General features: G+C 71.4%; 21 protein-coding genes, 1 tRNA gene and 1 pseudogene. 13 read left to right on the forward strand and 10 right to left on the reverse strand.

Translation table 11 applies throughout. The features are described 5' to 3' along the window. Positions 1-422 precede the first annotated feature (422 nt). A pseudogene (locus ACFZDE_RS22765) lies at positions 423-683 on the reverse strand (low temperature requirement protein A); the annotation flags it as partial. Between the two features lie 56 nt (positions 684-739). On the opposite strand from ACFZDE_RS22765, the gene ACFZDE_RS22770 reads away from it, so the two are divergent. Continuing rightward, the gene (locus ACFZDE_RS22770; protein WP_030845027.1) at positions 740-919 is read left to right on the forward strand and encodes a hypothetical protein; all 180 of its coding nucleotides are present in this window, start codon (positions 740-742) and stop codon (positions 917-919) included. A 10-nt stretch (positions 920-929) separates the two neighbouring features. On the opposite strand, the gene mscL is transcribed toward ACFZDE_RS22770, so the two are convergent. The 6 genes from mscL to ACFZDE_RS22800 all read right to left on the reverse strand — a co-directional run bounded on the left by mscL (position 930) and on the right by ACFZDE_RS22800 (position 6,723). Continuing rightward, positions 930-1,388 carry a large conductance mechanosensitive channel protein MscL gene (gene mscL, locus ACFZDE_RS22775; RefSeq protein WP_391202258.1) on the reverse strand — a complete coding sequence of 153 codons (459 nt, stop codon included), beginning with the start codon at positions 1,386-1,388 and terminating at the stop codon, positions 930-932. Positions 1,389-1,511: 123 nt separating this feature from the next. Further along, a complete protein-coding gene (locus ACFZDE_RS22780; RefSeq protein ID WP_391004351.1) occupies positions 1,512-2,009 on the reverse strand; it encodes a hypothetical protein in 498 nt (165 codons plus the stop codon). Positions 2,010-2,247: 238 nt separating this feature from the next. Further along, a complete protein-coding gene (locus tag ACFZDE_RS22785) occupies positions 2,248-3,108 on the reverse strand; it encodes an S-methyl-5'-thioadenosine phosphorylase (protein WP_391004353.1) in 861 nt (286 codons plus the stop codon). Positions 3,109-3,205: 97 nt separating this feature from the next. Beyond that, positions 3,206-3,532 (reverse strand): FmdB family zinc ribbon protein, encoded by a 327-nt coding sequence (locus ACFZDE_RS22790; protein WP_391202263.1) that lies wholly within the window; start codon positions 3,530-3,532, stop codon positions 3,206-3,208. 67 nt (positions 3,533-3,599) lie between these two features. After that, positions 3,600-4,892 carry an MFS transporter gene (locus tag ACFZDE_RS22795; RefSeq protein WP_391202266.1) on the reverse strand — a complete coding sequence of 431 codons (1,293 nt, stop codon included), beginning with the start codon at positions 4,890-4,892 and terminating at the stop codon, positions 3,600-3,602. Positions 4,893-5,193: 301 nt separating this feature from the next. Continuing rightward, positions 5,194-6,723, reverse strand: a complete 1,530-nt coding sequence (locus tag ACFZDE_RS22800) for a potassium/proton antiporter (protein ID WP_391004359.1) — start codon at positions 6,721-6,723, stop codon at positions 5,194-5,196. Positions 6,724-6,961: 238 nt separating this feature from the next. Here ACFZDE_RS22800 and ACFZDE_RS22805 point away from each other — a divergent pair, with 238 nt between their 5' ends. Then, the gene (locus ACFZDE_RS22805) at positions 6,962-9,829 is read left to right on the forward strand and encodes a penicillin acylase family protein (protein WP_391202269.1); all 2,868 of its coding nucleotides are present in this window, start codon (positions 6,962-6,964) and stop codon (positions 9,827-9,829) included. A 144-nt stretch (positions 9,830-9,973) separates the two neighbouring features. Here the strand turns inward: ACFZDE_RS22805 and ACFZDE_RS22810 are convergent, their stop codons facing one another. After that, positions 9,974-10,597, reverse strand: a complete 624-nt coding sequence (locus ACFZDE_RS22810) for a 5-formyltetrahydrofolate cyclo-ligase (RefSeq protein ID WP_391202272.1) — start codon at positions 10,595-10,597, stop codon at positions 9,974-9,976. Positions 10,598-10,690: 93 nt separating this feature from the next. On the opposite strand from ACFZDE_RS22810, the gene galU reads away from it, so the two are divergent. The 7 genes from galU (at position 10,691) to ACFZDE_RS22845 (ending at position 16,205) form a co-directional block, all read left to right on the forward strand. Beyond that, entirely contained in the window at positions 10,691-11,590 is a 900-nt protein-coding gene (gene galU, locus ACFZDE_RS22815) for a UTP--glucose-1-phosphate uridylyltransferase GalU (RefSeq protein ID WP_391202274.1), read from the forward strand. A gap of 4 nt (positions 11,591-11,594) precedes the next feature. Continuing rightward, positions 11,595-12,935: a gephyrin-like molybdotransferase Glp gene (glp, locus tag ACFZDE_RS22820; protein ID WP_391004364.1), complete on the forward strand. Its 1,341-nt coding sequence runs from the start codon at positions 11,595-11,597 to the stop codon at positions 12,933-12,935. Between the two features lie 82 nt (positions 12,936-13,017). Next, positions 13,018-13,527, forward strand: coding sequence for a cyclic pyranopterin monophosphate synthase MoaC (moaC, locus tag ACFZDE_RS22825; protein WP_391202277.1), 510 nt, complete (start codon positions 13,018-13,020; stop codon positions 13,525-13,527). Then, complete coding sequence (locus ACFZDE_RS22830; RefSeq protein ID WP_391004366.1) at positions 13,524-14,024, forward strand: molybdenum cofactor synthesis domain-containing protein; 501 nt, start codon at positions 13,524-13,526, stop codon at positions 14,022-14,024. The genes moaC and ACFZDE_RS22830 overlap by 4 nt, the downstream gene beginning before the upstream one ends. A 23-nt stretch (positions 14,025-14,047) precedes the next feature. Then, entirely contained in the window at positions 14,048-14,668 is a 621-nt protein-coding gene (locus ACFZDE_RS22835; RefSeq protein ID WP_391004685.1) for a GNAT family N-acetyltransferase, read from the forward strand. Positions 14,669-14,839: 171 nt separating this feature from the next. Further along, the gene (glpR, locus tag ACFZDE_RS22840; protein WP_391202280.1) at positions 14,840-16,048 is read left to right on the forward strand and encodes a gephyrin-like molybdotransferase receptor GlpR; all 1,209 of its coding nucleotides are present in this window, start codon (positions 14,840-14,842) and stop codon (positions 16,046-16,048) included. An 83-nt stretch (positions 16,049-16,131) separates the two neighbouring features. Beyond that, positions 16,132-16,205: transfer RNA gene (locus tag ACFZDE_RS22845), tRNA-Ala, on the forward strand. A 97-nt stretch (positions 16,206-16,302) separates the two neighbouring features. On the opposite strand, the gene ACFZDE_RS22850 is transcribed toward ACFZDE_RS22845, so the two are convergent. After that, on the reverse strand, positions 16,303-16,791 hold the full coding sequence (locus tag ACFZDE_RS22850; protein WP_391202282.1) for a GNAT family N-acetyltransferase: 489 nt from the start codon (positions 16,789-16,791) through the stop codon (positions 16,303-16,305). A gap of 69 nt (positions 16,792-16,860) precedes the next feature. Between ACFZDE_RS22850 and ACFZDE_RS22855 the strand changes: the two genes are divergently transcribed. Further along, complete coding sequence (locus ACFZDE_RS22855) at positions 16,861-17,655, forward strand: exodeoxyribonuclease III (protein ID WP_391202285.1); 795 nt, start codon at positions 16,861-16,863, stop codon at positions 17,653-17,655. On the opposite strand, the gene ACFZDE_RS22860 is transcribed toward ACFZDE_RS22855, so the two are convergent. Further along, a complete protein-coding gene (locus ACFZDE_RS22860; RefSeq protein ID WP_391202601.1) occupies positions 17,652-18,269 on the reverse strand; it encodes a MerR family transcriptional regulator in 618 nt (205 codons plus the stop codon). The two genes, ACFZDE_RS22855 and ACFZDE_RS22860, sit on opposite strands and share 4 nt — an antisense overlap. A 155-nt stretch (positions 18,270-18,424) precedes the next feature. On the opposite strand from ACFZDE_RS22860, the gene ACFZDE_RS22865 reads away from it, so the two are divergent. The 3 genes from ACFZDE_RS22865 to ACFZDE_RS22875 are packed head-to-tail and all read left to right on the forward strand — an operon-like array spanning position 18,425 to position 21,749. Then, positions 18,425-19,948 carry an NAD(P)-binding domain-containing protein gene (locus ACFZDE_RS22865; RefSeq protein ID WP_391202289.1) on the forward strand — a complete coding sequence of 508 codons (1,524 nt, stop codon included), beginning with the start codon at positions 18,425-18,427 and terminating at the stop codon, positions 19,946-19,948. After that, positions 19,945-20,868, forward strand: a complete 924-nt coding sequence (locus ACFZDE_RS22870) for an alpha/beta fold hydrolase (RefSeq protein ID WP_391202292.1) — start codon at positions 19,945-19,947, stop codon at positions 20,866-20,868. The genes ACFZDE_RS22865 and ACFZDE_RS22870 overlap by 4 nt, the downstream gene beginning before the upstream one ends. Next, complete coding sequence (locus ACFZDE_RS22875; RefSeq protein ID WP_391202296.1) at positions 20,865-21,749, forward strand: short-chain dehydrogenase/reductase; 885 nt, start codon at positions 20,865-20,867, stop codon at positions 21,747-21,749. The genes ACFZDE_RS22870 and ACFZDE_RS22875 overlap by 4 nt, the downstream gene beginning before the upstream one ends. The last annotated feature ends 59 nt before the right edge of the window (positions 21,750-21,808 follow it).

The following is a 21,808-nucleotide window of genomic DNA, read 5'->3' on the forward strand; positions in this document are numbered from 1 at the left end:
GTTTGAGGCTGCGCGGGTAATCCGGACGCATCCCCATGGCAAGCGCCCCTGAGGCGCCTAAGCCTCGCGCCGGACGGCGCCCGTTCGATCAGGGCGAGCCGTCCCCGCTTGAGTGCCTCGCTGCCCTTTCTGAGCTGTGCGGAATGTGCGCCGGTAGTCGGGTGATCTGGTGCCCCGACTGCTGGGGGTTCGATGGCTGCCCAACTTGCAGACGGAAGTGGGTAGTTGCTTGCCCCTCGTGTGCTGGCGGGACGCTTGAGCCCTTGCCGTGGTGAGTCTCCCGCTCCTCCCGTGGCCGTGTCGGTGCGGTGCGGTTGGGGGCGGGCCTGCTGCCCCGTTCGTGCGTCGGTCCCCTCGCGCAGCCGGGCGGGGTTGTTCGTTCATCTGCGCTGGTCAGGGCACCCGCGATAAGGTGTTGCTCTGTTGGTCCACGCCCACCACAGGGCGAAGAACACCATCGCGTAGTCGAGGATCCCCCGTCCCGCGTGTCCCTCGGCGACGGAGTGCACCAGCTCGACGCCCGCCTGGGCGACGGCCACGACGAAGCACAGGTCGAAGAAGAGCTCCAGCGGCGAGGCCGTGCGGTGCTCCTCGTCGCGGCCTCGGGCCCGGAGCCTGCGCAGGGGCCCCTGGTGGCCGGGCGCGGCGGAGGGGACGGGCGGGGGAGGGGGACTGGACGTCATGCGTCCCAGCACAGCAGAAGGCGCGGGGTTTTTCTCCGCGACCGTACCCTGGTTGCATGAGTACCGTCCCCGGCCCCGAGCCGCGCGAGCCGAAGCCCGCGCTGGTCTTCGACGACCCCCTCGACCAGCAGTCCTCCGACGACACCGACCGCGGCTGGGGCGAGCGCACCGACTCCGGCGGCAGCGCGGCGGACCTCAAGCGCTTCCTCGACGAGAAGCCGCCCCACCACCTCTGAAGCCGTCGCGCTAATCCCGGTCGTGCCCCGAGCCGCGCTGGGCGACCAGGGCGTCCCGGATCTCCTTCAGCACCTCCAGCTCGGTGACTTCGAGGACCTCCTGCGTGCCCTCCTTCGCCTTCCGGCGCGCTTCCACCCGGGCCAGGTACTTCGCCATGGGCAGGACCATCAGGAAGTAGACGACCGCCGCGGTGATCACGAAGCTCAGGGCGGCGCCGAGAACCGAACCCCACAGGATCTGGATGCCCTGCTCGCCCCGGCAGGACGAGCTCAGGCACGAGCTGTAGTGGTCGAGGTTCTTGGTCCCGATGGCTCCGACGACCGGGTTGATGATGCCCTTCACCACCGCGTTGACGATGTTGGTGAACGCGGCACCGATCACCACCGCCACCGCAAGGTCGACGACGTTCCCGCGCATCAGGAAGGCCTTGAAGCCCTGCCAGACGCCCGGATCCTTCTTCTCGCTCACCTCGGGGCCCCTCCTCGTACGAGCAGCTTGTGGAACAAAACGCTCCGCAACCTACGTCACGCTTGGGCCGAACCGAGTACGCGGGTCCCTCGAAAGAGGGCCTTGACCGGATCACACACAGCATCACCACAACGTCACCGCCAGCCGTCCGGTGGCACTCGCGCCGGCCAGCCGGGCGGCGGTGGGCCGCGGCACCGACAGCACGACCAGAGCCCCGCTGTCGCCCGCGTCCGCCACCGGCTCGGGCACCTTCGTCACCCTGGCGCCGCGCGCGACCACCCGGGCGTCACCGCCCGGCACCGTCCCCTCCGCGGCGATGACGTCGACCCGGTCCCCGGGCCGCAGCAGCCGTACCGCGGCCGCGTCGGAGATGCGGACCGGGGCCGTCACCGACCCGGCGGCGCGGTGCGGGGAGGCGGACCGCTCCCCGGACAGGGAGGCCGTGTGCGCGGGAGGCCGGGCCCGGGGATGACCACGGGCCCCGTCGGTGTCGCGCGGGCCCGCCGCCACGAGTGCCGTCGCGGTGACGGCGAGTCCGACGGCCACGGCCCGCCGCCGGTGCCGGACGAGCCGCCCGGACCCGTGACCGCCGCGCACCCGGACCGGATCGAACCGGGGCACCTCACGCGTCGTAGGCACCTCGGCGCCGGGCGGGCACGAGGCGAGCGACCAGGAGGGCGAAGAAGGCACGACCGAGGAACGAGCGAGGGACACGGAGACCACCACCTGCGACGAGGGACCGGCTTGCGCTCCCCACGATGAGGCTTCCCGGCGCCGCCCGCTCAGGCCTGTGGACCCACCGCCGGCCTGTGAACAACTCCCTCACCCGAACGGCGAGTTCCGCCCTCTTCCAGGGCGGCTACGGCAGCGCGAAACCCGGATCCATCCCACCCAGCGCACGCGCGCACAGACAGTCCCGCTCGCCCTCCCCGGGCAACCCGGCCACCGCGTCGAACAGCACGCCCCGCAGCCGGTCCACGTTCGCCGCGAACACCCGCAGCACCTCGTCGTGCGAGACGCCCTCGCCCGTCTCGGCACCCGCGTCGAGGTCGGTGACCAGGGTCAGCGACGTGTAGCAGAGCTCCAGCTCACGGGCGAGCGCCGCCTCGGGGTGGCCGGTCATGCCCACCACCGACCAGCCCTGCGCCTGGTGCCACAACGATTCCGCACGCGTCGAGAAGCGCGGCCCCTCGACGACGACCAGCGTGCCGCCGTCCACCGGTTCCCAGTCCCGGCCCCGCGCCGCCTTCAGCGCGACGGCCCGCCCGGACGGGCAGTAGGGGTCGGCCAGCGACACGTGCACCACGTTCGGCACCGAGCCGTCGGGCAGAGGCAGTCCGTCGAAGTAGCTGTTCGCGCGGGACTTCGTGCGGTCGACCAACTGGTCCGGCACCAGCAGCGTGCCCGGCCCGTACTCGGGGCGCAGACCGCCCACCGCGCAGGGGGCGAGGACCTGGCGCACACCGACCGAGCGCAGCGCCCACAGGTTGGCCCGGTAGTTGATCCGGTGCGGCGGCAGATGGTGCCCCCGCCCGTGCCGAGGCAGGAAGGCGACCCGCCGGCCGGCGACCTGACCGAGGAAGAGGGAGTCGCTCGGCGGCCCGTACGGGGTGTCGACCTGGATCTCGGTCACGTCGTCGAGGAAGGAGTAGAACCCCGAGCCGCCGATGACACCGATCCCGGCGCCTGCCTGGTCCGTCACGTTCGCCTTGTTCGCCATGCCCGCACCCTAACCGCAGGCGGAAACGCCGAGGACCCCGTCGCCCGAAGGTGACAGGGTCCCGTAAGAATCAGGCCTTGCGCGGCAGAACCAGGCGCTACGCGGCGGTGGTGCTGCTGGAGCTGGAGGAGCTGCTGGTGCTCGACGACGCGGTCGAGCCGGAGCTCGACGAGCCGGAGTCGGAGGACGACGAGCCCGAGGACGAGGTGCTCGACGACTTCGCGGCCGGGGAGCTGCTCGACGAGGAACCGCGGCTGTCGTTCCGGTAGAAGCCGGAGCCCTTGAAGACGATGCCGACCGCCGAGAACACCTTCTTCAGGCGGCCCTTGCAGTTCGGGCACTCGGTGAGGGCGTCGTCGGTGAACTTCTGCACCGCCTCGAGGCCTTCGCCGCACTCGGTGCACTGGTACTGGTAGGTCGGCACTGTCTTCCTCCTGGCACTCTCACTCGATGAGTGCTAACGACGAACCATAGTGACGTATTCCGGCCGCTCAGTCCACTGCCACCGGCACGCGGTGACCCACGCCACGTGCGACCGTCCGGCCGTTGCCCCGCGCCACCAGCCGGGAGCGCAGGGCCAGGAGGGTCGCCAGGGCGAGCACCGTGCCGCCCATCGGCACCAGGAAACCGGCGCCCGACCAGAAGCGGTCCTCCAGCTGTCCGGCGGCGGTGACGGCGGCGGCCTGGCCGAGTGCCACCGCTCCGGTCAGCCAGGTGAAGGCCTCGGTGCGGGCACCGGCCGGGACCAGGCTGTCGACCAGGGTGTAGCCGGTGATCAGGGCGGGTGCGATGCACATGCCGACCAGCAGGCCGAGGCCGGCGAGGACCGGCACCGAGTGGGCGGCCCACAGGCCCGACGCGGTCAGCGCGAGCGCCGCGTAGCCGATGACCAGGCGCCGCTGCGGGGCCGCCTTCCAGGCGATCGCGCCGCAGACCACGCCGGAGAGCATGTTGCCCGCGGCGAAGACGCCGTAGAGGACGCCGTTCAGGCCCGGCTCGCCGATCGACTCGGTGAACGCGGCGAGCGAGACCTGCATACCGCCGAAGACGGTGCCGATGCCCAGGAAGGTCACGATCAGCACGCGCACCCCGGGGACGCGCAGGGCCGAGGCGTGCTCCACGCGCGCGTGCCCGTCGGCGGCGACGGAGGGCTGGGTGCTCTTCTGCGCGGCGAACAGCAGGCCGCCGATCAGGGTCAGCGAGGCCTCCGTGACCAGTCCGGCGGCCGGGTCGACGGCCGTGCACAGGGCGGTGGCCAGCAGCGGGCCGACCACGAAGGTCAGCTCGTCCGTGACGGACTCGAAGGCGGCCGCGGTGGTCATCAGCGGCGAGTCCTTGAGCTTCACGCCCCAGCGGGCCCGCACCATCGGGCCGACCTGCGGCACCGAGGCACCGGTCGGGACGGCCGCCACGAACACCGCCCACAGGGGCGCGTCCAGCAGCGCGAGCGCGGTGAGGGTCAGGCCGGACAGCGCGTGCAGCAGTACGCCGGGGATCAGTACGGCGCGCTGGCCGTAGCGGTCGGCGAGGCGACCGCTGTAGGGCGCGAACAGTGCCATGGAGACACCGGTGACGGCCGCGGCGGCGCCCGCCGCTCCGTACGAGCCGGTGGTGTGCTGCACCAGCAGCACGATGGAGATGGTCAGCATCGCGAACGGCTGACGTGCCGCGAAGCCGGGGAGCAGGAACGTCCAGGCGCCGCGGGTGCGCAGCAGCCGGCCGTATCCCGGGCGGGCGGAAGCCGACGGGTTCTCCGACGCCTTCGAGGTGACCGTGGACACCACGGCCCGTGCCTTTCTGCCGCCTGGTAGCGCGGCCCCGTAGTGGGCGGCGCCGAGAGCTGTCCTCTTGCGCGGAACTGCGGTAGATGCCGGGCCCCGTGAGGAGGGGTGCCCCGACCGCCATACGGTCGCGCCAGCTCTGCGTCAGGCAGAGTTGGTTCGATCTGGGTAACGCCTTCATCGTACAGGGATCAAGGGGTGTGTGCCTGTGAAAGTGAGCACCATGGCGCGGCCTGCCCTCGAAATCGCAAAGCAGACAAAACGGCCGAACAGCTCGGATCGCCCCACCCGCATCTCCCCGCCCTCATCGCCCCGCCCCGTCCGTCCCCAGCCAGCCGGCCAGTTTGCCGCCGCGTCCCACGGCCCGCAGCCGCTTCTCGGCCGCGTCCCGGACGGGGTCCGTGGCGACCACCAGGAGCTCGTCCCCGCGCTGCAGGATCGTCGTCGGCAGGGGGACGAACGATTCGCCCGCGCGCACGATGAGCGTCACGGCCGCGCCGTGCGGGAGCCGCAGCTCGGCCACCTCCACGCCGTGCATCTTCGATCCGTCGGGGATCGCCACGGACAGCAGATGCCCGCGCAGCCGCTCCAGTGGTGCCGACTCGATGCCGAGGTCGGCGGCCTCCGAACCGTCGCCGAGGCGCAGCTTGCGGCCCAGCCAGGGCAGCGTCGGGCCCTGGACCAGGGTGTAGACGACGACCAGCACGAAGACGATGTTGAAGATCCGGCGGCTGGCGTCGACGCCCTGCACCATGGGGATGGTCGCCAGGATGATGGGCACGGCCCCGCGCAGTCCCGCCCAGGACATCAGGGCCTGCTCCTGCCAGGGTACGCGGAACGGCGACAGGCAGACCACCACGCTGAGCGGTCGCGCCACCATGGTCAGCACCAGCCCGATGACCAGCGCGGGCACGATGTCGTCGCCCAGCTCGTGCGGCGTGACCAGCAGGCCGAGCAGGACGAACATGCCGATCTGGGCCATCCAGCCGAGCCCGTCGGCGAACCCGCGCGTGGCCGGCCAGTGCGGCAGCCGCGCGTTGCCCATCACCATCGAGGCGAGGTAGACCGCGAGGAAGCCACTGCCGTGGGCCATGGCGCCCGCCGCGTACGCCACCACGGCGATCGCCATGACGGCGATCGGGTAGAGGCCGGACGCGGGCAGCGCCACATGCCTGAGCCCCCAGGAGCCCAGCCAGCCCACCGCGAGCCCGATGGCCGCGCCGATGGCCAGCTCCAGCAGGATCACGCCCAGCAGCACGTGCCAGTGCTCGACCGGCCCCGCCGTGGACAGGGAGACCACGAGGATGACCACCGGGGCGTCGTTGAAGCCGGACTCGGCCTCCAGCGTGCCCGTCACGCGCGCGGGCAGGGGGATCTTGCGCAGCACGGAGAACACGGCCGCAGCGTCGGTCGAGGAGACGACCGCGCCGATGATGAGCGCCTGCCGCCATTCCAGCCCGATCAGATAGTGAGCGGCCGTCGCGGTGACCCCGACGCTCACCGCGACACCGGCCAGCGCCAGTGCCGAGGCGGCCGGCAGGGCCGGCTTGACCTCTGTCCACTTCGTGCCCAGACCACCCTCGGCCAGGATCACGACCAGGGCCGCGTATCCGATGACCTGGGTCAGCTCGGCGTTGTCGAAGTGGATGTCGCCCACGCCGTCCTGGCCCATCGCGACGCCTATCCCCAGGTACACGAGCAGGCTGGGGAGTCCGCTGCGCGAGGAGATCCGTACCGCTGCGACGGCGACGAGCAGGACGAGCGAGCAGACGAGCAGGAGCTGGTTGAGGTGGTGAACAGTCAGCGGCTGAATCCTTCCCTGGCCCGCACGCACGCGCGCGTGGGCTCACGTACATCGCACATGAAGCTGTGGCGCACCGCGCCGACTACTTCGTTACCTTACCTAACTCTTGACGATTTCTTGACGCTTGCGGGTGCAAGATCGAACGTCCGTACGCGCTGGTTCCCGACTCCGCGTCAAGGGGCGCAAGGCCCTGCGCCTATCGTTGCTCCAGCGCTCAGTTAAAAGCACAGCCGAACCTGCCGCTCGCGTTAGGACAGCAAGGACAGCGATGCCCCCCAACACCACCGCCTCCACGGGTCAGCAGCCCGGCAAGTCCGGCAGGAGAAAGGGGCGCAAAGCCCGACTTATCGTGCTCGTCCTGGTGCTGGCCCTCATCGGAGGGGTGGCCTACGGGTCGTACTGGTCCATCAGTACCGTCCGGGCCTCCTTCCCGCAGACCAAGGGCACCCTCACCCTGAAGGGCCTGTCGGGCCCGGTCGAGGTCAAGCGCGACGACTACGGCATTCCACAGATCTACGCCTCCTCCGACGCGGACCTGTTCATGGCGCAGGGCTACGTCCAGGCGCAGGACCGGTTCTACGAGATGGACGTCCGCCGCCACATGGCCTCCGGGCGGCTGTCGGAGATGTTCGGCAAGAGCCAGGTCGACAACGACGAGTTCCTGCGCACCCTCGGCTGGGACCGGGTCGCCAAGCAGGAGTACGACACCAAGCTGTCGGCCACCACGAAGAAGTACCTCCAGGCCTACGCCGAGGGAGTCAACTCCTACCTCGAGGGCAAGGACGGCGAGGACATCTCCCTGGAGTACGCGGCGCTGGGCTTCACCAACGACTACAAGCCGCAGGCGTGGACCCCGGTCGACTCGATCTCCTGGCTCAAGGCGATGGCCTGGGACCTGCGCGGCAACATGCAGGACGAGATCGACCGAGCCCTGCTGACCAGCCGCCTCGGCCCGAAGCAGATCGCCGACCTGTACCCGCGGTACCCGTACAGCCGGAACAAGGCGATCGTCCAGGAGGGCCAGTACAGCGAACTGGCGGGCGCGTTCCAGCAAGGCGGCACGAGCGACCCCAGCGGCACATTCGGAACGAACGGCGCGAACGGCGCGAACGGCGCGAACGGGACGTCCGGCACCTCCGGTACGAACAGCACCTCCGGTACGAACGGAACCGCCGGTGCCTCCACCGGCACGGCCGCCGGCACGGCCGCCGGTACGAACACCGCCTCCGGCACCGCCGGTCTCGACAGCCAGTTGGGCGGCCTCACCAGCGTCCTGGACGACCTCCCGCCCGCCGTCGGCGTGAACGGCGACGGCATCGGCTCCAACTCCTGGGTCGTCGGCGGGCAGCACACCATCAGCGGCAAGCCGCTGCTGGCCAACGACCCGCACCTGTCGCCCTCCCTGCCGTCCGTCTGGTACCAGATGGGCCTGCACTGCCGCAGCGTCTCCAGCACCTGCCAGTACGACGTCAGCGGCTACACCTTCGCCGGTATGCCGGGCGTGATAATCGGCCACAACCAGGACATCGCCTGGGGCATGACCAACTCCGGTGTCGACGTCACCGACCTCTACCTGGAGAAGATCACCGGCAACGGCTACCTGTACGACGGCAAGGTCAAGCCCTTCGAGACCCGCGAGGAGACCATCAAGGTCGCCGGCGGCGAACCGAAGAAGATCGTCGTCCGCGAGACCAACAACGGCCCCCTGCTGTCCGACCGCGACGAGGAACTCGTGAAGGTCGGCAAGAAGGCCACCGTCGACACCGCCGCACCCGACCGGGGCGACGGCTACGGCGTCGCGCTGCGCTGGACCGCGCTCCAGCCCGGCACCACCATGGACGCCGTCTTCGCCATGGACAAGGCGAGGAACTGGACCGACTTCCGCAAGGCCGCCGCCCAGTTCGAGGTGCCGTCGCAGAACCTGGTCTACGCCGACAACGAGAACCACATCGGCTACACGCTGCCGGGGAGGATCCCGCTGCGCCAGAAGGGCGACGACGGCTCCGTCCCGGCGCCCGGCTGGGACCCGAAGTACCGCTGGACCGGCTACATCCCGCAGGACGCGCTGCCCTACGAGTACGACCCGGAGCGCGGCTACATCGTCACCGCCAACCAGGCCGTGATAGACCCGGACAAGTACCCCTACACGCTGACCGCGGACTGGGGCTACGGCGCGCGCAGCCAGCGGATCACCGACCTGATCCAGTCGAAGATCAAGGACGGCGGCAAGATCTCCACGGACGACATGCGCCAGATGCAGCTGGACAACAGCAGCGAGGTCGCCCGGCTGCTGGTGCCCACGCTGCTGAAGATCGACCCCGGGAACAAGGACGTCCGCGAGGCGCAGAAGCTCCTGGAGGGCTGGGACTACACCCAGGACGCCGACTCCGCGGCGGCGGCCTACTTCAACGCGGTCTGGCGCAACGTCCTCAAGCTCGCCTTCGGCAACAAGCTGCCCAAGGAGCTGCGTCCCAAGGGCCAGTGCCTGTGGGTCGAGCCGGTCAACACCACCGGCCCCGCCGACGAGGCGGAGAAGGTCCGCGAGTGCGGCCAGCGTGCCCCCGACCGGGCGCAGCCGGACGGCGGCGACCGGTGGTTCGAGGTGGTCCGCAAGCTCATGGACCAGCAGGACAGCGACTGGTGGAGCACCCCCAAGGTGGGCACCCGTCCCGCGGCGCACGACCGTGACCAGCTGTTCAAGCGGGCCATGATCGACGCCCGCTGGGAGCTGACCGCCAAGCTCGGCAAGGACATCGACACCTGGAGCTGGGGCCGGCTGCACCGCCTGTTCCTGAAGAACCAGACCCTCGGCACCTCGGGCCCCGGTTTCATCCAGTACGCCCTCAATCGAGGCCCCTGGGAGCTCGGCGGCGGCGAGGCCACGGTCAACGCGACCGGCTGGAACGCGGCCGGCGGCTACGGGGTGGTGTGGGTGCCGTCCATGCGGATGGTGGTGAACCTCGGCGACCTCGACAAGTCGAAGTGGATCAACCTCACCGGTGCCTCCGGGCACGCCTACAGCGCCCACTACGTCGACCAGACCCAGAAGTGGGCCGACGGCGAGCTGCTGCCGTGGGCCTTCTCGGACCAGGCGGTCGAGAAGAGCACCACCGACAAGCTGGTGCTCAAACCCTGAGCCGGTGAGCACCATGAGCCGGAGAACACCATGAACCGGTGACCGAAGGGCCCTCCACGCGCGCGTGGAGGGCCCTTCGGCGTGCGGCGAGGCACCCTCGCGCGCCCCGGCACCCCCGCGCCCCGGCCCCCGCGCGCCCCGGCGTCAGGACGCCGGCCGGAACCGCCGTACCCCCGACGGTGTCACCACCGCGTGCACCGGCCGGTCGTGCGGCTCCTCCGGGACGTGCTCGACGACCTCGGAGTCGTACAGCAGCACCACCAGGGCGGGATGCGTGCCCGCCCGTTCCAGCCGCGCCAGGACCCGGTCGTAGGAGCCGCCGCCGCGTCCGAGCCGCATTCCGCGCGCGTCGACCGCGAGCCCGGGCAGCAGCACCGCGTCGGCGGTGGTCACGGCGTCCGGTCCGAGGCGTTCGCCCGCGGGTTCGAAGAGGGCCATCCTGCCGCCGTGTTGCACCCGCGCCAGAGAGGCCCCGCCCTCGTACGGTCCCCAGTCGAGGTCGTTGTCGGGCAGCAGGGCCGGAAGCAGCACGCGCACGCCCCGGGCGTGCAGCGCGTCCAGGAGCGCGCGGGTGCCGGGCTCACTCCCCACCGAGACATACGCCGCCACCGTCGCGGCCTGCCCCAACTCGGGCAGCTCCAGTGCCCGGCCGGCCAGCGCGATCGACGTTTCCCGCAGGTCATCCGCCGTCAACCCGTTCCTCACCGCGAGGATCTCGCGCCGCAAACTCCGCTTGTCAGACTCGCCCGGACGTGCGATATGCCTCAATGGTTGCTCCCGTACTGTGGCAATACGCTCATAAGAGCGCCTATGAACCGGAGCCGCAGATTCCATCCAAAGGCACCGGATAGGGTGGCCGGCATGACTCAGCACCCTCGGATCAGCAAGGCTGTCATTCCCGCAGCAGGCCTCGGCACCCGGTTCCTGCCGGCCACCAAAGCCACTCCCAAGGAGATGCTGCCGGTCGTGGACAAGCCCGCGATCCAGTACGTGGTCGAGGAGGCGGTCGCCGCGGGTCTCGACGACGTCCTCATGGTGACGGGCCGCAACAAGCGCCCCCTGGAGGACCACTTCGACCGCAACTACGAGCTGGAGTCGGCCCTCCAGAAGAAGGGCGACGCCGGCCGTCTCGCCAAGGTGCAGGAGTCCAGCGACCTCGCGACCATGCACTACGTCCGCCAGGGCGACCCCAAGGGCCTCGGCCACGCCGTCCTGTGCGCCGCCCCGCACGTGGGCGACGAGCCCTTCGCGGTCCTCCTCGGCGACGACCTGATCGACCCCCGCGACCCGCTGCTGCAGCGCATGGTCGAGGTCCAGGAGCAGCGCGGCGGCAGCGTCATCGCGCTCATGGAGGTCGACCCGAAGCAGATCCACCTCTACGGCTGCGCGGCCGTGGAGACCACCGAGGACAGTGACGTCGTCCAGGTCAGCGGCCTCGTCGAGAAGCCCGACCCGGCCGACGCGCCCTCCAACTACGCCATCATCGGCCGCTACGTCCTCGACCCGCACATCTTCGACATACTCCGCCGGACCGAGCCGGGCCGCGGCGGCGAGATCCAGCTCACCGACGCCCTCCAGCAGCTCGCCGAAGACGAGAAGATCGGCGGCCCCGTGCACGGCGTCGTCTTCAAGGGCCGCCGCTATGACACCGGCGACCGCGGGGACTACCTGCGTGCCATTGTCCGACTCGCATGCGAACGTGAAGACCTGGGCCCGGACTTCCGGACCTGGCTTCGCAGTTACGTAGCCGAGGAGATGTAGCACGTTGAGCAGCGCCGCGCCCCACGTCACCGGCCAGGACCACTTCGGCCCCGACCACCTCTGGTCGGTGGACGAGCACCTGGAGGACATCCTCGCCACCGTCCGGCCCCTGGAGCCCATCGAGCTGCATCTGCTCGACGCTCAGGGCTGCGTCCTCGTCGAGGACATCACGGTGCCGGTGTCCCTGCCGCCCTTCGACAACAGCTCGATGGACGGCTACGCGGTACGGGTCGCGGACGTCGCGGGCGCGAGCGAGGAGTTCCCGGCGGCCCTGGAGGTCGTCGGGGACGTCGCCGCCGGCCAGGCCGAACCGCTCCCCGTGGGCCCCGGCCAGGCCGCCCGCATCATGACCGGCGCCCCCCTGCCGCCCGGCGCCGAGACGGTCGTGCCCGTCGAGTGGACCGACGGCGGGCTCGGCGAGGGCCCGGTGCGCGGCATGCTCGCCCGCAGCCTCGGCCCCGAGGGCGCCACCGGCCAGGTGCAGGTCTACCGCCCCGCCGAGGCCCGCGCGCACGTACGCGCCAAGGGCAGCGACGTGCGGTCGGGTGACCGCGCCCTTCAGGCGGGGACCGTCCTCGGCCCGCCGCAGATCGCCCTGCTGGCCGCGATCGGCCGCGGCACCGTCCGGGTCCGCCCGCGCCCGCGCGTGGTGGTGCTCTCCACCGGCAGCGAACTCGTCCAGCCCGACACGGAACTGGGCACCGGTCAGATCTACGACTCCAACAGCTTCGCCCTCACCGCCGCCGCCCGTGACGCCGGCGCCATCGCCTACCGGGTGGGTGCCGTCGCCGACGACGCCGAGACCCTGCGCTCCACCATCGAGGACCAGCTGGTCCGCGCCGACCTGATGGTCACCACCGGCGGGGTGAGCGTGGGCGCGTACGACGTGGTCAAGGAGGCGCTGTCGCACGTCGGCGACGAGGACGAGCCCGGCAGCGGCATCGACTTCCGCAAGCTCGCCATGCAGCCCGGCAAGCCGCAGGGCTTCGGCTCCATCGGCCCCGACCACACCCCGCTGCTGGCCCTGCCCGGCAACCCGGTGTCGTCGTACGTCTCGTTCGAGCTGTTCGTCCGCCCCGCGATCCGCACCCTCATGGGGCTGGAGGACGTCCATCGCCCCACGACCCGGGCGACGCTGACCGCGGAGAAGGCGCTGACCTCCCCGAAGGGCCGCCGCCAGTTCCTGCGCGGCACGTACGCCGACGGCAGGGTCACCCCGGTCGGCGGCGCCGGATCCCACCTGGTCGCCGCGCTCGCCCACGCCAATGCCCTGATCGCCGTCCCGGAGGACACCGTCTCGGTCGAGCCCGGCACCGAGGTCGAGGTGGTCCTGCTCGGCCGATAGCCGCTGGTTGGGGGTACCGTGTCGCGCACAACAGGCCCGTGCGCCGCACCGCGACGGGCCCGGACCGGGAGCGCCACACAGCATGAGCACGCAGGACCCACCCCCGCCAGACGGCCCTACGCCGGACCGGCTGACGCACATCGACGAGGCGGGCGCCGCCCGAATGGTCGACGTGTCGGAGAAGGACGTGACCGCGCGCACCGCACGCGCCAGCGGACGCGTCCTCGTCTCGCCCCGCGTCATCGAGCTGCTGCGCGGCGAGGGCGTCCCCAAGGGCGACGCCCTCGCGACCGCGCGGATCGCGGGGATCATGGGCGCCAAACGCACCCCCGACCTGATCCCGCTCTGCCACCCGTTGTCGGTGTCCGGTGTGAAACTGGACCTGTCGGTCGCGGACGACGCCGTGGAGATCCTGGCCACCGTGAAGACGACGGACCGCACGGGTGTCGAGATGGAGGCCCTCACCGCGGTCTCCGTCGCCGCGCTCACCGTGATCGACATGGTCAAGGCGGTCGACAAGGGAGCGGTCATCACGGACGTACGGGTGGAGGAGAAGACGGGTGGCAAGTCGGGCGACTGGAGCCGGGCATGACGTACCGCGCTCTCGTCGTCACGGCCTCGAACCGGGCCGCCGCCGGGATCTACGAGGACAAGGGCGGCCCGATGGTCGCCCACGGTCTGAAGGGCTTCGGCTTCGAGGTCGACGGCCCCCAGGTCGTCCCTGACGGCGACCCCGTCGAGGCGGCGCTGCGCGCCGGTGTCGACGCCGGTTACGACGTCATCGTCACCACCGGCGGCACCGGCATCTCGCCCACCGACCGCACTCCCGAGGCGACCCGCGGCGTGATCGACCACGAGGTGCCGGGCATCGCCGAGGCGATCCGGGCGTTCGGCCGGGACAAGGTGCCGACCGCGGCGCTCTCCCGAGGCCTGGCCGGGGTGGCGGGGGAGACGCTGATCGTCAATCTGCCCGGCTCCAGCGGCGGCGTGAAGGACGGTCTCGCCGTCCTGGAGCCGCTGCTGATCCACGCGGTGGAGCAGCTCCGGGGCGGCGACCACCCCAGACCCGGCAGCGGGGGTGCGAGCTGAGCAGCCCATCCTGGCCCGTGGAGCTGGTGGACGGCGACATCGTCCTCCGGCCGATAAAGCTGCGCGACCAGCGGGCCTGGCGCGAGGTCAACCGGCGCAACCGCGACTGGCTGCGCCCCTGGGAGGCGACGATCCCGCCGCCCACGCCCGGCGGGCCGATGACGCACCGCCCGACCTTCCGCCAGATGGTCCGCCATCTGAGGTCGGAGGCGAACGCGGGCCGGATGCTGCCCTTCGTCATCGAGTACCAGGGTCGGCTGGTGGGGCAGTTGACGGTCGCCGGGATCACCTGGGGCTCGATGTGCTCGGGCCATGTCGGTTACTGGGTCGACGAGTCGGTGGCGGGACGCGGCGTCATGCCGACGGCGGTGGCACTGGTCACGGACCACTGTTTCCGCACCGTCGGACTGCACCGCGTCGAGGTCTGCATTCGCCCGGAGAACGGGCCCAGCCGCCGGGTCGTGGAGAAACTCGGATTCCGTGAGGAGGGGCTGCGGCCGCGATATCTGCACATCGACGGGGCCTGGCGCGACCATCTCGTCTTCGCCCTCACGGCGGAGGAGGTCCCGGACGGTTTGCTCAGGCGCTGGCACCGGGCACGATCGCAGAGTAATCCGGGAATGCGGCCACACCCCGGAAATTGAATAAGTGTTCGAAATTGATCGGCAGGTGACCGTCTCAGGGCAATGAATTCCCGGCCCGGGTGGTCTGCTGATCGCATCGGTCACAAGAAAAGTTCGAAATATCAGCCAGATCGTGCGACACACCGGCTCAATTGGCAGATGGCCTCACGCAAACCCCTCTACGGTGTGAGCGTGAGCAGCAGCGGCCTCATCTACGCAGTCATTGTCGGGGCCTGGGCCGCCTACTTGGTGCCGATGTGGCTCCGTAGGCAGGACGAGCTGAACGAGGCCCGTCCGACGGAACGCTTCAGCACCGCCATCCGGCTGCTGTCCGGACGGGCGGGGATGGAGCGCCGGTACGCCAAGGACCTGCGGGCGCGCTCCACCGACGAGGGGGAGCAGGACGCCGACGACCTGGACGCCGTCACCGAGTCGGTGGACGTCCGGGCCTTCGCCGTGTCCAAGACCCGCCCGCAGACCCAGGCACCCGTACCGTCCCCCGCCCCCGAGCCCCAGGCCCGGCCGGCGGCCCCCGAGCCCTCCGCCCGCCAGTCGCCCGCACCGAACGCGGCGGGATCCGGCCGCCCCCGGGAACGGGTGCCGGCCGCCCGGCGCAACACACAGGCGAACCAGGCGGCCGCAGCGCGAGCCCGGCGCTCGAAGGTGCTCGCGCGCCGTCGGCGCACCACCACCATGCTGTTCCTCGCCTTCACCCTCGGCGCGATCGTCGCTGCGGTCGGCGGGCTGGCGTTCCTGTGGGCCCCCGGCGTGCCCGCGGTCATGCTCAGCGTCTACATCGCGTACCTGCGCTCCCAGGAGCGCCGCCGCTTCGCCTACCAGATGGACCGCCGCATGGCCGAGGTCGCGGCCCAGCGTCTGCGCGAGCGCCAGCGTCAGCCCCGCCGGCGCGCCGTGGCCGCCGATCAGCACGACGAACCGGAGGAGGGACCCGAGCCGGTCACCGACCCCGGTCTGTCGGCCCTCGCGGCGGACCGGCGCGCCCTCGTCGAGCAGACCGACCACGCGGAGTGGGTCGACCAGCAGCGCGAGCGGCAGCGGCGCCCCGGGCAGGGCGGTGACAGCTGGGAGCCGGTGCCGGTGCCGCTGCCGACCTATGTGACGGCCCCGGTCGCCCCGCGCGCCACCAGCGACGTGGACCTCGGCGCCCCCGACACCTGGAGCTCGGCCCGGTCGAGCACGGTCGCCCCGGACGCGGAGAGCGAGTCCGCCGTGGATCACCACCCCGGCGAGCCGGACCCCTCCACCCCGGACGCGGACGACGGCGACGGGCGCACCGACGCCCGCCGGGCGGCCTCCGCCCGACGGGCCCGGGAGCGCGGCCGCACCCCGCTCTTCGACCAGTACGAAGACGGGGATCGCCCCCGGGCCGCCAACGAGTAGCTCCGCGAAGCCGCAGGTGACCGCCCCTGGGGAACGGATTTCCAAGCAGGCCGATCGGGGTGCTAAAGTTTCACTCGTTGCAAGGGCCTGTGGCGCAGTCCGGTAGCGCACCTCGTTCGCATCGAGGGGGCCAGGGGTTCAAATCCCCTCAGGTCCACGCAGCTCAGAGCCCCGGTCGGGAAACCGACCGGGGCTCTGACGTGTGCTCAGCCCCGGACGGCGACCGCCGGGGCGCGGTGGTCGCTGAGCCTCCGTCAGCCGGCCGGTCGCAGGTCCTTGGCGAAGCAGCGACTCTCCTCGTGGCAGCGGTAGTAGCCGAACTTGGCGCACGGCTCGTAGCCGCTGGACGTGTACAGGGCGATGGCCTCCGGCTGCTTGGTGCCGGTCTCCAGGACCATGCGGACGCGGCCCGCCGCGCGGGCGTCCTCCTCCAGCGCGGCCAGGACGCGGCGGGCGAGACCCCGGCCGCGCATGCCGTCGGTCACATACATCCGCTTGAGCTCGGCGTCGCCGTCGGCGTTGCCCTCGTCGTTGGCGTCCCGAGCTCGCCAGCCGCCCGATGCCACGGGCGTGCCGTCCTCGTCGTACGCGATCAGGTAGGTGCCGTTCGGCGGGTCGAAGTCCGCGGCGGCCATGGGCGTGGCGTCGCCGTCGTCCCCGTAGCGGACGGCGTACTCGGCCTGGACCTGGTCGTTCAGCTTCAAGGCGTCGGGGTGGTCGAAGGAGACCCGGCGTATGTGCATGGCAGCTACCGTATTCGATCCGGAAATGGACCTCGTCCAGTGTGCCGGTATCGTGCCGGGGTGCTCACTGTGACCTCTGTGAATGTGAACGGGCTGCGTGCCGCCGCGAAGAAGGGCTTCGTGGAGTGGCTCGCGCAGACGCAAGCCGATGTGCTGTGCCTCCAGGAGGTGCGGGCCGAGCCGGAGCAGCTGCCGGAGCACGTCCGGGCGCCCGAGGGGTGGCACGTGGTGCACGCGCCGGCTGCCGCCAAGGGGCGGGCCGGGGTGTCCCTGTACAGCCGTCGCGAGCCCGACCGGGTGCGGATCGGCTTCGGGTCCGCCGAGTTCGACGGCAGCGGGCGGTACGTGGAGATCGATCTGCCGGGGATCACCGTCGCCTCCCTCTACCTGCCCTCCGGGGAGGTCGGCACCGAGCGGCAGGACGAGAAGGAGCGCTTCATGGGCGAGTTCCTCGTCCACCTCAAGGAGCTGCGGGAGCGGGCCGCCGCCGAGGGGCGCGAGGTGCTGGTCTGCGGCGACTGGAACATCGCCCATGAGCGGGCCGACCTGAAGAACTGGCGCGGCAACCAGAAGAGCTCCGGGTTCCTTCCCGAGGAGCGGGAGTGGCTGACCCAGGTCTTCGCCCCGGCCGACGGCGGCTACGTCGACGTCGTCCGGGCACTGCACCCGGACACCGAGGGGCCGTACTCGTGGTGGTCGTATCGGGGGCGGGCTTTCGACAATGACACGGGGTGGAGGATCGATCTCCACGTGGCCACCCCGGGGCTCGCCGAGCGGGCGGTCAAGGGGTTCGTGGAGCGGGCCGCCACGCATGCCGAGCGGTGGTCCGACCACGCGCCCGTGACCGTCGTCTACGACCGCTAGGGCTTCCTCATCCGGCGGTCCAGGGCCAGCGACAGTTCCGCCTCCACCACGCTGCGGGCCAGGGGGCGCAGGCGGGGGAGGTCTTCGGGGGTGGCGTGGGCGAGGACCAGGTCGGTGAAGAGGTCGGCCAGGGCGTCGGCGTGGGTGCGGACCTGCTGGGCCGCGGCGAGGACCGCGGCCAGGGGGATGCCCTCGTGGACCAGGGCCGAGGAGACGTCGAGGAGGCGGCGGCTGATGTGGACGATCTCCTCGCCGTCGGTGCCGAGGTAGCCGAGGTCCATCGCGGCGGCGAGGTTCTCCGGGGTGGCCTCGCCGGCGAAGTGGTCGGCGAGTTCCTCGGGGGTGAGGTGGACCGGCTCCTCCTCGGTGGGGCCGCCGACGCCGAGCAGGTCGCCGACGTCGCGGCCGTGGTCGAAGGCCTCCGCCAGTTCCGCGATGCCGCTGAGGGTGTGGCCGCGCTCCAGCAAGGCCGTGATCGTGCGCAGCCGGGCCAGGTGGTGGTCGTCGTACCAGGCGATGCGGCCCTCGCGGCGGGGTGGCGGGATCAGTTTGCGCTCGCGGTAGAAGCGCAGGGTGCGCACCGTGATCCCGGCCAGGCGGGCCAGCTCTTCCATGCGGTATTCACGCTTCTCGGCCACCTGGGCACCTTAAGGCGTACCAGGGGTAACTTTCCTGGCCCCGCCCCCTACCCATCGGTACGCCGCTGCCCTAGTCTCCCATTGCGCCAGTGTTCACTGGCACGGTTCTCGTGGTGTGTGGAGGTGTCGGCATGGGCGAGCGCGAACACGAACATGTACGGGTCGCGGTGATCGGGTCCGGGTTCGGCGGGCTGGGGGCCGCGGTGCGGCTGCGCCGTGAGGGCGTCACCGACTTCGTCGTCCTGGAGCGGGCGAGCAGTGTCGGCGGCACCTGGCGGGACAACAGCTACCCGGGGTGTGCCTGTGACGTGCCGTCCCATCTGTACTCGTTCTCCTTCGCGCCCAACCCCGACTGGCCGCGCACCTTCTCGGGGCAGGAGCACATCCGCGCCTATCTGGAGCACGTGACGGACACGTTCCGGCTGCGGCCGCACATCCGCTTCGACTCGGAGGTGAAGCGGATGGCCTGGGACGGCGAGCGGCTGTGCTGGGACATCGAGACCAGCAGCGGGAACCTGTCGGCGGACTTCGTCGTGTCGGCGACCGGGCCGCTGTCCGACCCGAAGGTGCCCGACATCCCCGGCCTGGAGTCCTTCCCGGGCAAGGTGTTCCACTCCGCCCGCTGGGACCACGACGCCGACCTGCGCGGCAAGCGCGTCGCCATGGTGGGCACCGGCGCCTCGGCCATCCAGATCGTGCCGTCGATCCAGCCCGACGTATCCCGGCTCACCCTCTTCCAGCGCACCCCGCCGTGGGTGATGCCCCGCATCGACCGGGCCATCAGCGACGCCGAGCGGTGGGTCCACCGGCAGCTGCCCTTCACCTCGCAGGTCCGGCGCGGACTGCTGTGGGGCATCCGGGAGTTGCAGGTCCAGGCGTTCACCAAGCGCCCGAACGAGCTCGGTTTCGTCGAGCAGCTGGCCCGGCGCAACATGGCCCGCTCCATCAAGGACCCGGCCCTGCGGGCGAAGCTCACCCCGGACTACCGCATCGGCTGCAAGCGGATCCTGCTGTCCAGCACGTACTACCCGGCGATCGCACAGCCCAACGTGGACGTCGTCGCCAGCGGCCTCGCCGAGGTGCGCGGCTCGACCCTGATCGCCGCCGACGGCAGCGAGGCCGAGGTGGACGCGATCGTCTTCGGCACCGGGTTCCACGTCACCGACATGCCCATCGCCGACCGGGTCGTGGGCGCCGACGGGCGGACCCTCGCCGAGAGCTGGAAGGGCGGCATGGAGGCCCTGCGCGGCGCCTCGGCGGCCGGCTTCCCCAACTGGATGACGGTCATCGGACCCAACACCGGCCTCGGGAACTCCTCGATGATCCTCATGATCGAGTCCCAGCTGAACTACCTCGCCGACTACGTCCGCCAGCTCGACGTCCTCGGCGGCCGGGTCGCCCTCGACGCCCGCCCGGACGCCGTGCGCGCCTGGAACCACCGGGTACAGGAGCGCATGAAGCGCACCGTGTGGAACACCGGCGGCTGCACCAGCTGGTACCTCGACGCGAGCGGCCGCAACACCACCATCTGGCCCGGTACGACCGCCGAGTTCCGGCGGGCGACCCGACGGGTGGACCTCACCGAGTACGACGTCCTGCGGGCCCCGGTGACGCGGAAACCCGCCGCCACCGAGAAGGCGGGGGCGGACGCGTGAGCCGCCTCCTGCACGTCGACTCCGGCCCCTACGCCCCGCCCTCCCCGGCGCGCGAACTGACCGCCCTGTCCGCCGACGGCGCCCGGCTGCACGTCGAGGTGCACGGGCCCGAGAACGCGCCCGCGGTCGTCCTCGCCCACGGCTGGACCTGCTCCACCGCCTTCTGGGCCGCGCAGATCCGCGACCTGGCGGCCGACCACCGCGTCATCGCCTACGACCAGCGCGGCCACGGACGCAGCCCGGCGAGCCGTGCGTGCAGCTCCGACGCGCTCGCCGACGACCTGGAAGCCGTCCTGGAGGCCACCCTCGCGCCCGGCGAGCAGGCCGTGATCGCCGGGCACTCCATGGGCGGGATGACCGTGATGGCCGCCTCCGCCCGAGCCGCCTTCCGGGCGCACACGGCCGCCGTCCTGCTGTGCAGCACGGGCAGTTCGCAGCTGGTCGCCGCCTCCACCGTCGTTCCCCTGAAGGCCGGGCGGACACGGACCTGGCTGACCCGGCGGGTCCTCGGCTCCCGCGCCCCGCTCGGGCCCGTCACGCCCCTGGCCCGCCGGATCCTCAAGTACGCCACGATGGGCCCCGGTTCGGCCCCGCACATGATCGAGGCCTGCGCCCGGATCGTGCACGCCTGCCCCCGCAAGGTCCGCCACTCCTGGTCGCAGGTGCTGGACCTGCTCGACCTCGACCACGGCGTCCGGGAACTGGACGTGCCCACGGCCGTGATCGTCGGCACCGCGGACCGGATGACACCCCCGGCCCACTCCCGGGCCCTGGCCGCCGCGCTGCCGCGCTGCACCGGGGTCACCGAACTGCCGGGCATCGGCCACATGACGCCCATCGAGGCGCCCGAGCTGGTCACCGGCCAGATCCGGGAACTCGTCCGCACACACATCCAGGTCGTATCCGAGGAGAGCGCATGAGCAGGGTGAGCCTCGAAGGCAAGGTCGCCGTGGTGACCGGGGCGGCGCGCGGCGTCGGGGAGTTGCTGGCCCGCAAGCTCTCCGCGCGCGGCGTGAAGGTGGCGCTGGTCGGCCTGGAGCCGGACGCGCTCAAGCAGGTCTCGGCACGGCTGCACAGCGAGAGCGACCACTGGCACGCCGACGTCACCGACCACGAGGCGATGGCTCGTGTCGCGGCCGAGGTGAAGGAGCGCTTCGGCCGGGTCGACATCGTCGTCGCCAACGCCGGTGTCGCCACCGGCGGTCCGTTCGTCGACTCCGACCCGGAGTCCTGGCGGCGGGTCATCGAGGTCAACCTCATCGGCTCGGCGGTGACCGGCCGCGCCTTCCTGCCGCTGCTGACCGAGAGCCGGGGCTATCTGCTGCAGATCGCGTCCCTCGCCGCGATCACCCCGGCGCCGATGATGACCGCCTACTGCGCCTCCAAGTCGGGCGTGGAGGCGTACGCGCACAGCCTGCGGGCCGAGGTCGGGCACCGGGGCGTGAAGGTGGGCGTCGGATATCTGTCGTGGACCGACACCGACATGGTGCGCGGGGCCGACCAGGACGACGTCATGCGGGAGTTGCGGCAGCGGCTGCCCTGGCCGTCCAACAAGACCTACCCGCTGGGCCCGGCCGTGGACCGGCTGGTGGAGGGGATCGAGCGCCGGTCGAGCCATGTGTACGGGCAGTGGTGGCTGCGCGGCATGCAGGGCGTGCGCGGCTGTCTGCCCGGGGTCATCGGGACGGTCGGGCAGCGCGAGATGCGGCGGTTCGCGGACCGGCTGACGGGCATGCGCACCGGCCTGGTCGGGGCCGGTGGGGCGGCCGACGAACAGCAGCGGGCTACGCTGCGTAAGTGATCGACATGCGCAGCGTCACGACCCGTGTGAATCTGATCGAGCCAGATCCCCTCACCCCC

The sequence above is a fragment of the Streptomyces sp. NPDC007929 genome, assembly GCF_042959065.1.
Lineage (GTDB): Bacteria > Actinomycetota > Actinomycetes > Streptomycetales > Streptomycetaceae > Streptomyces.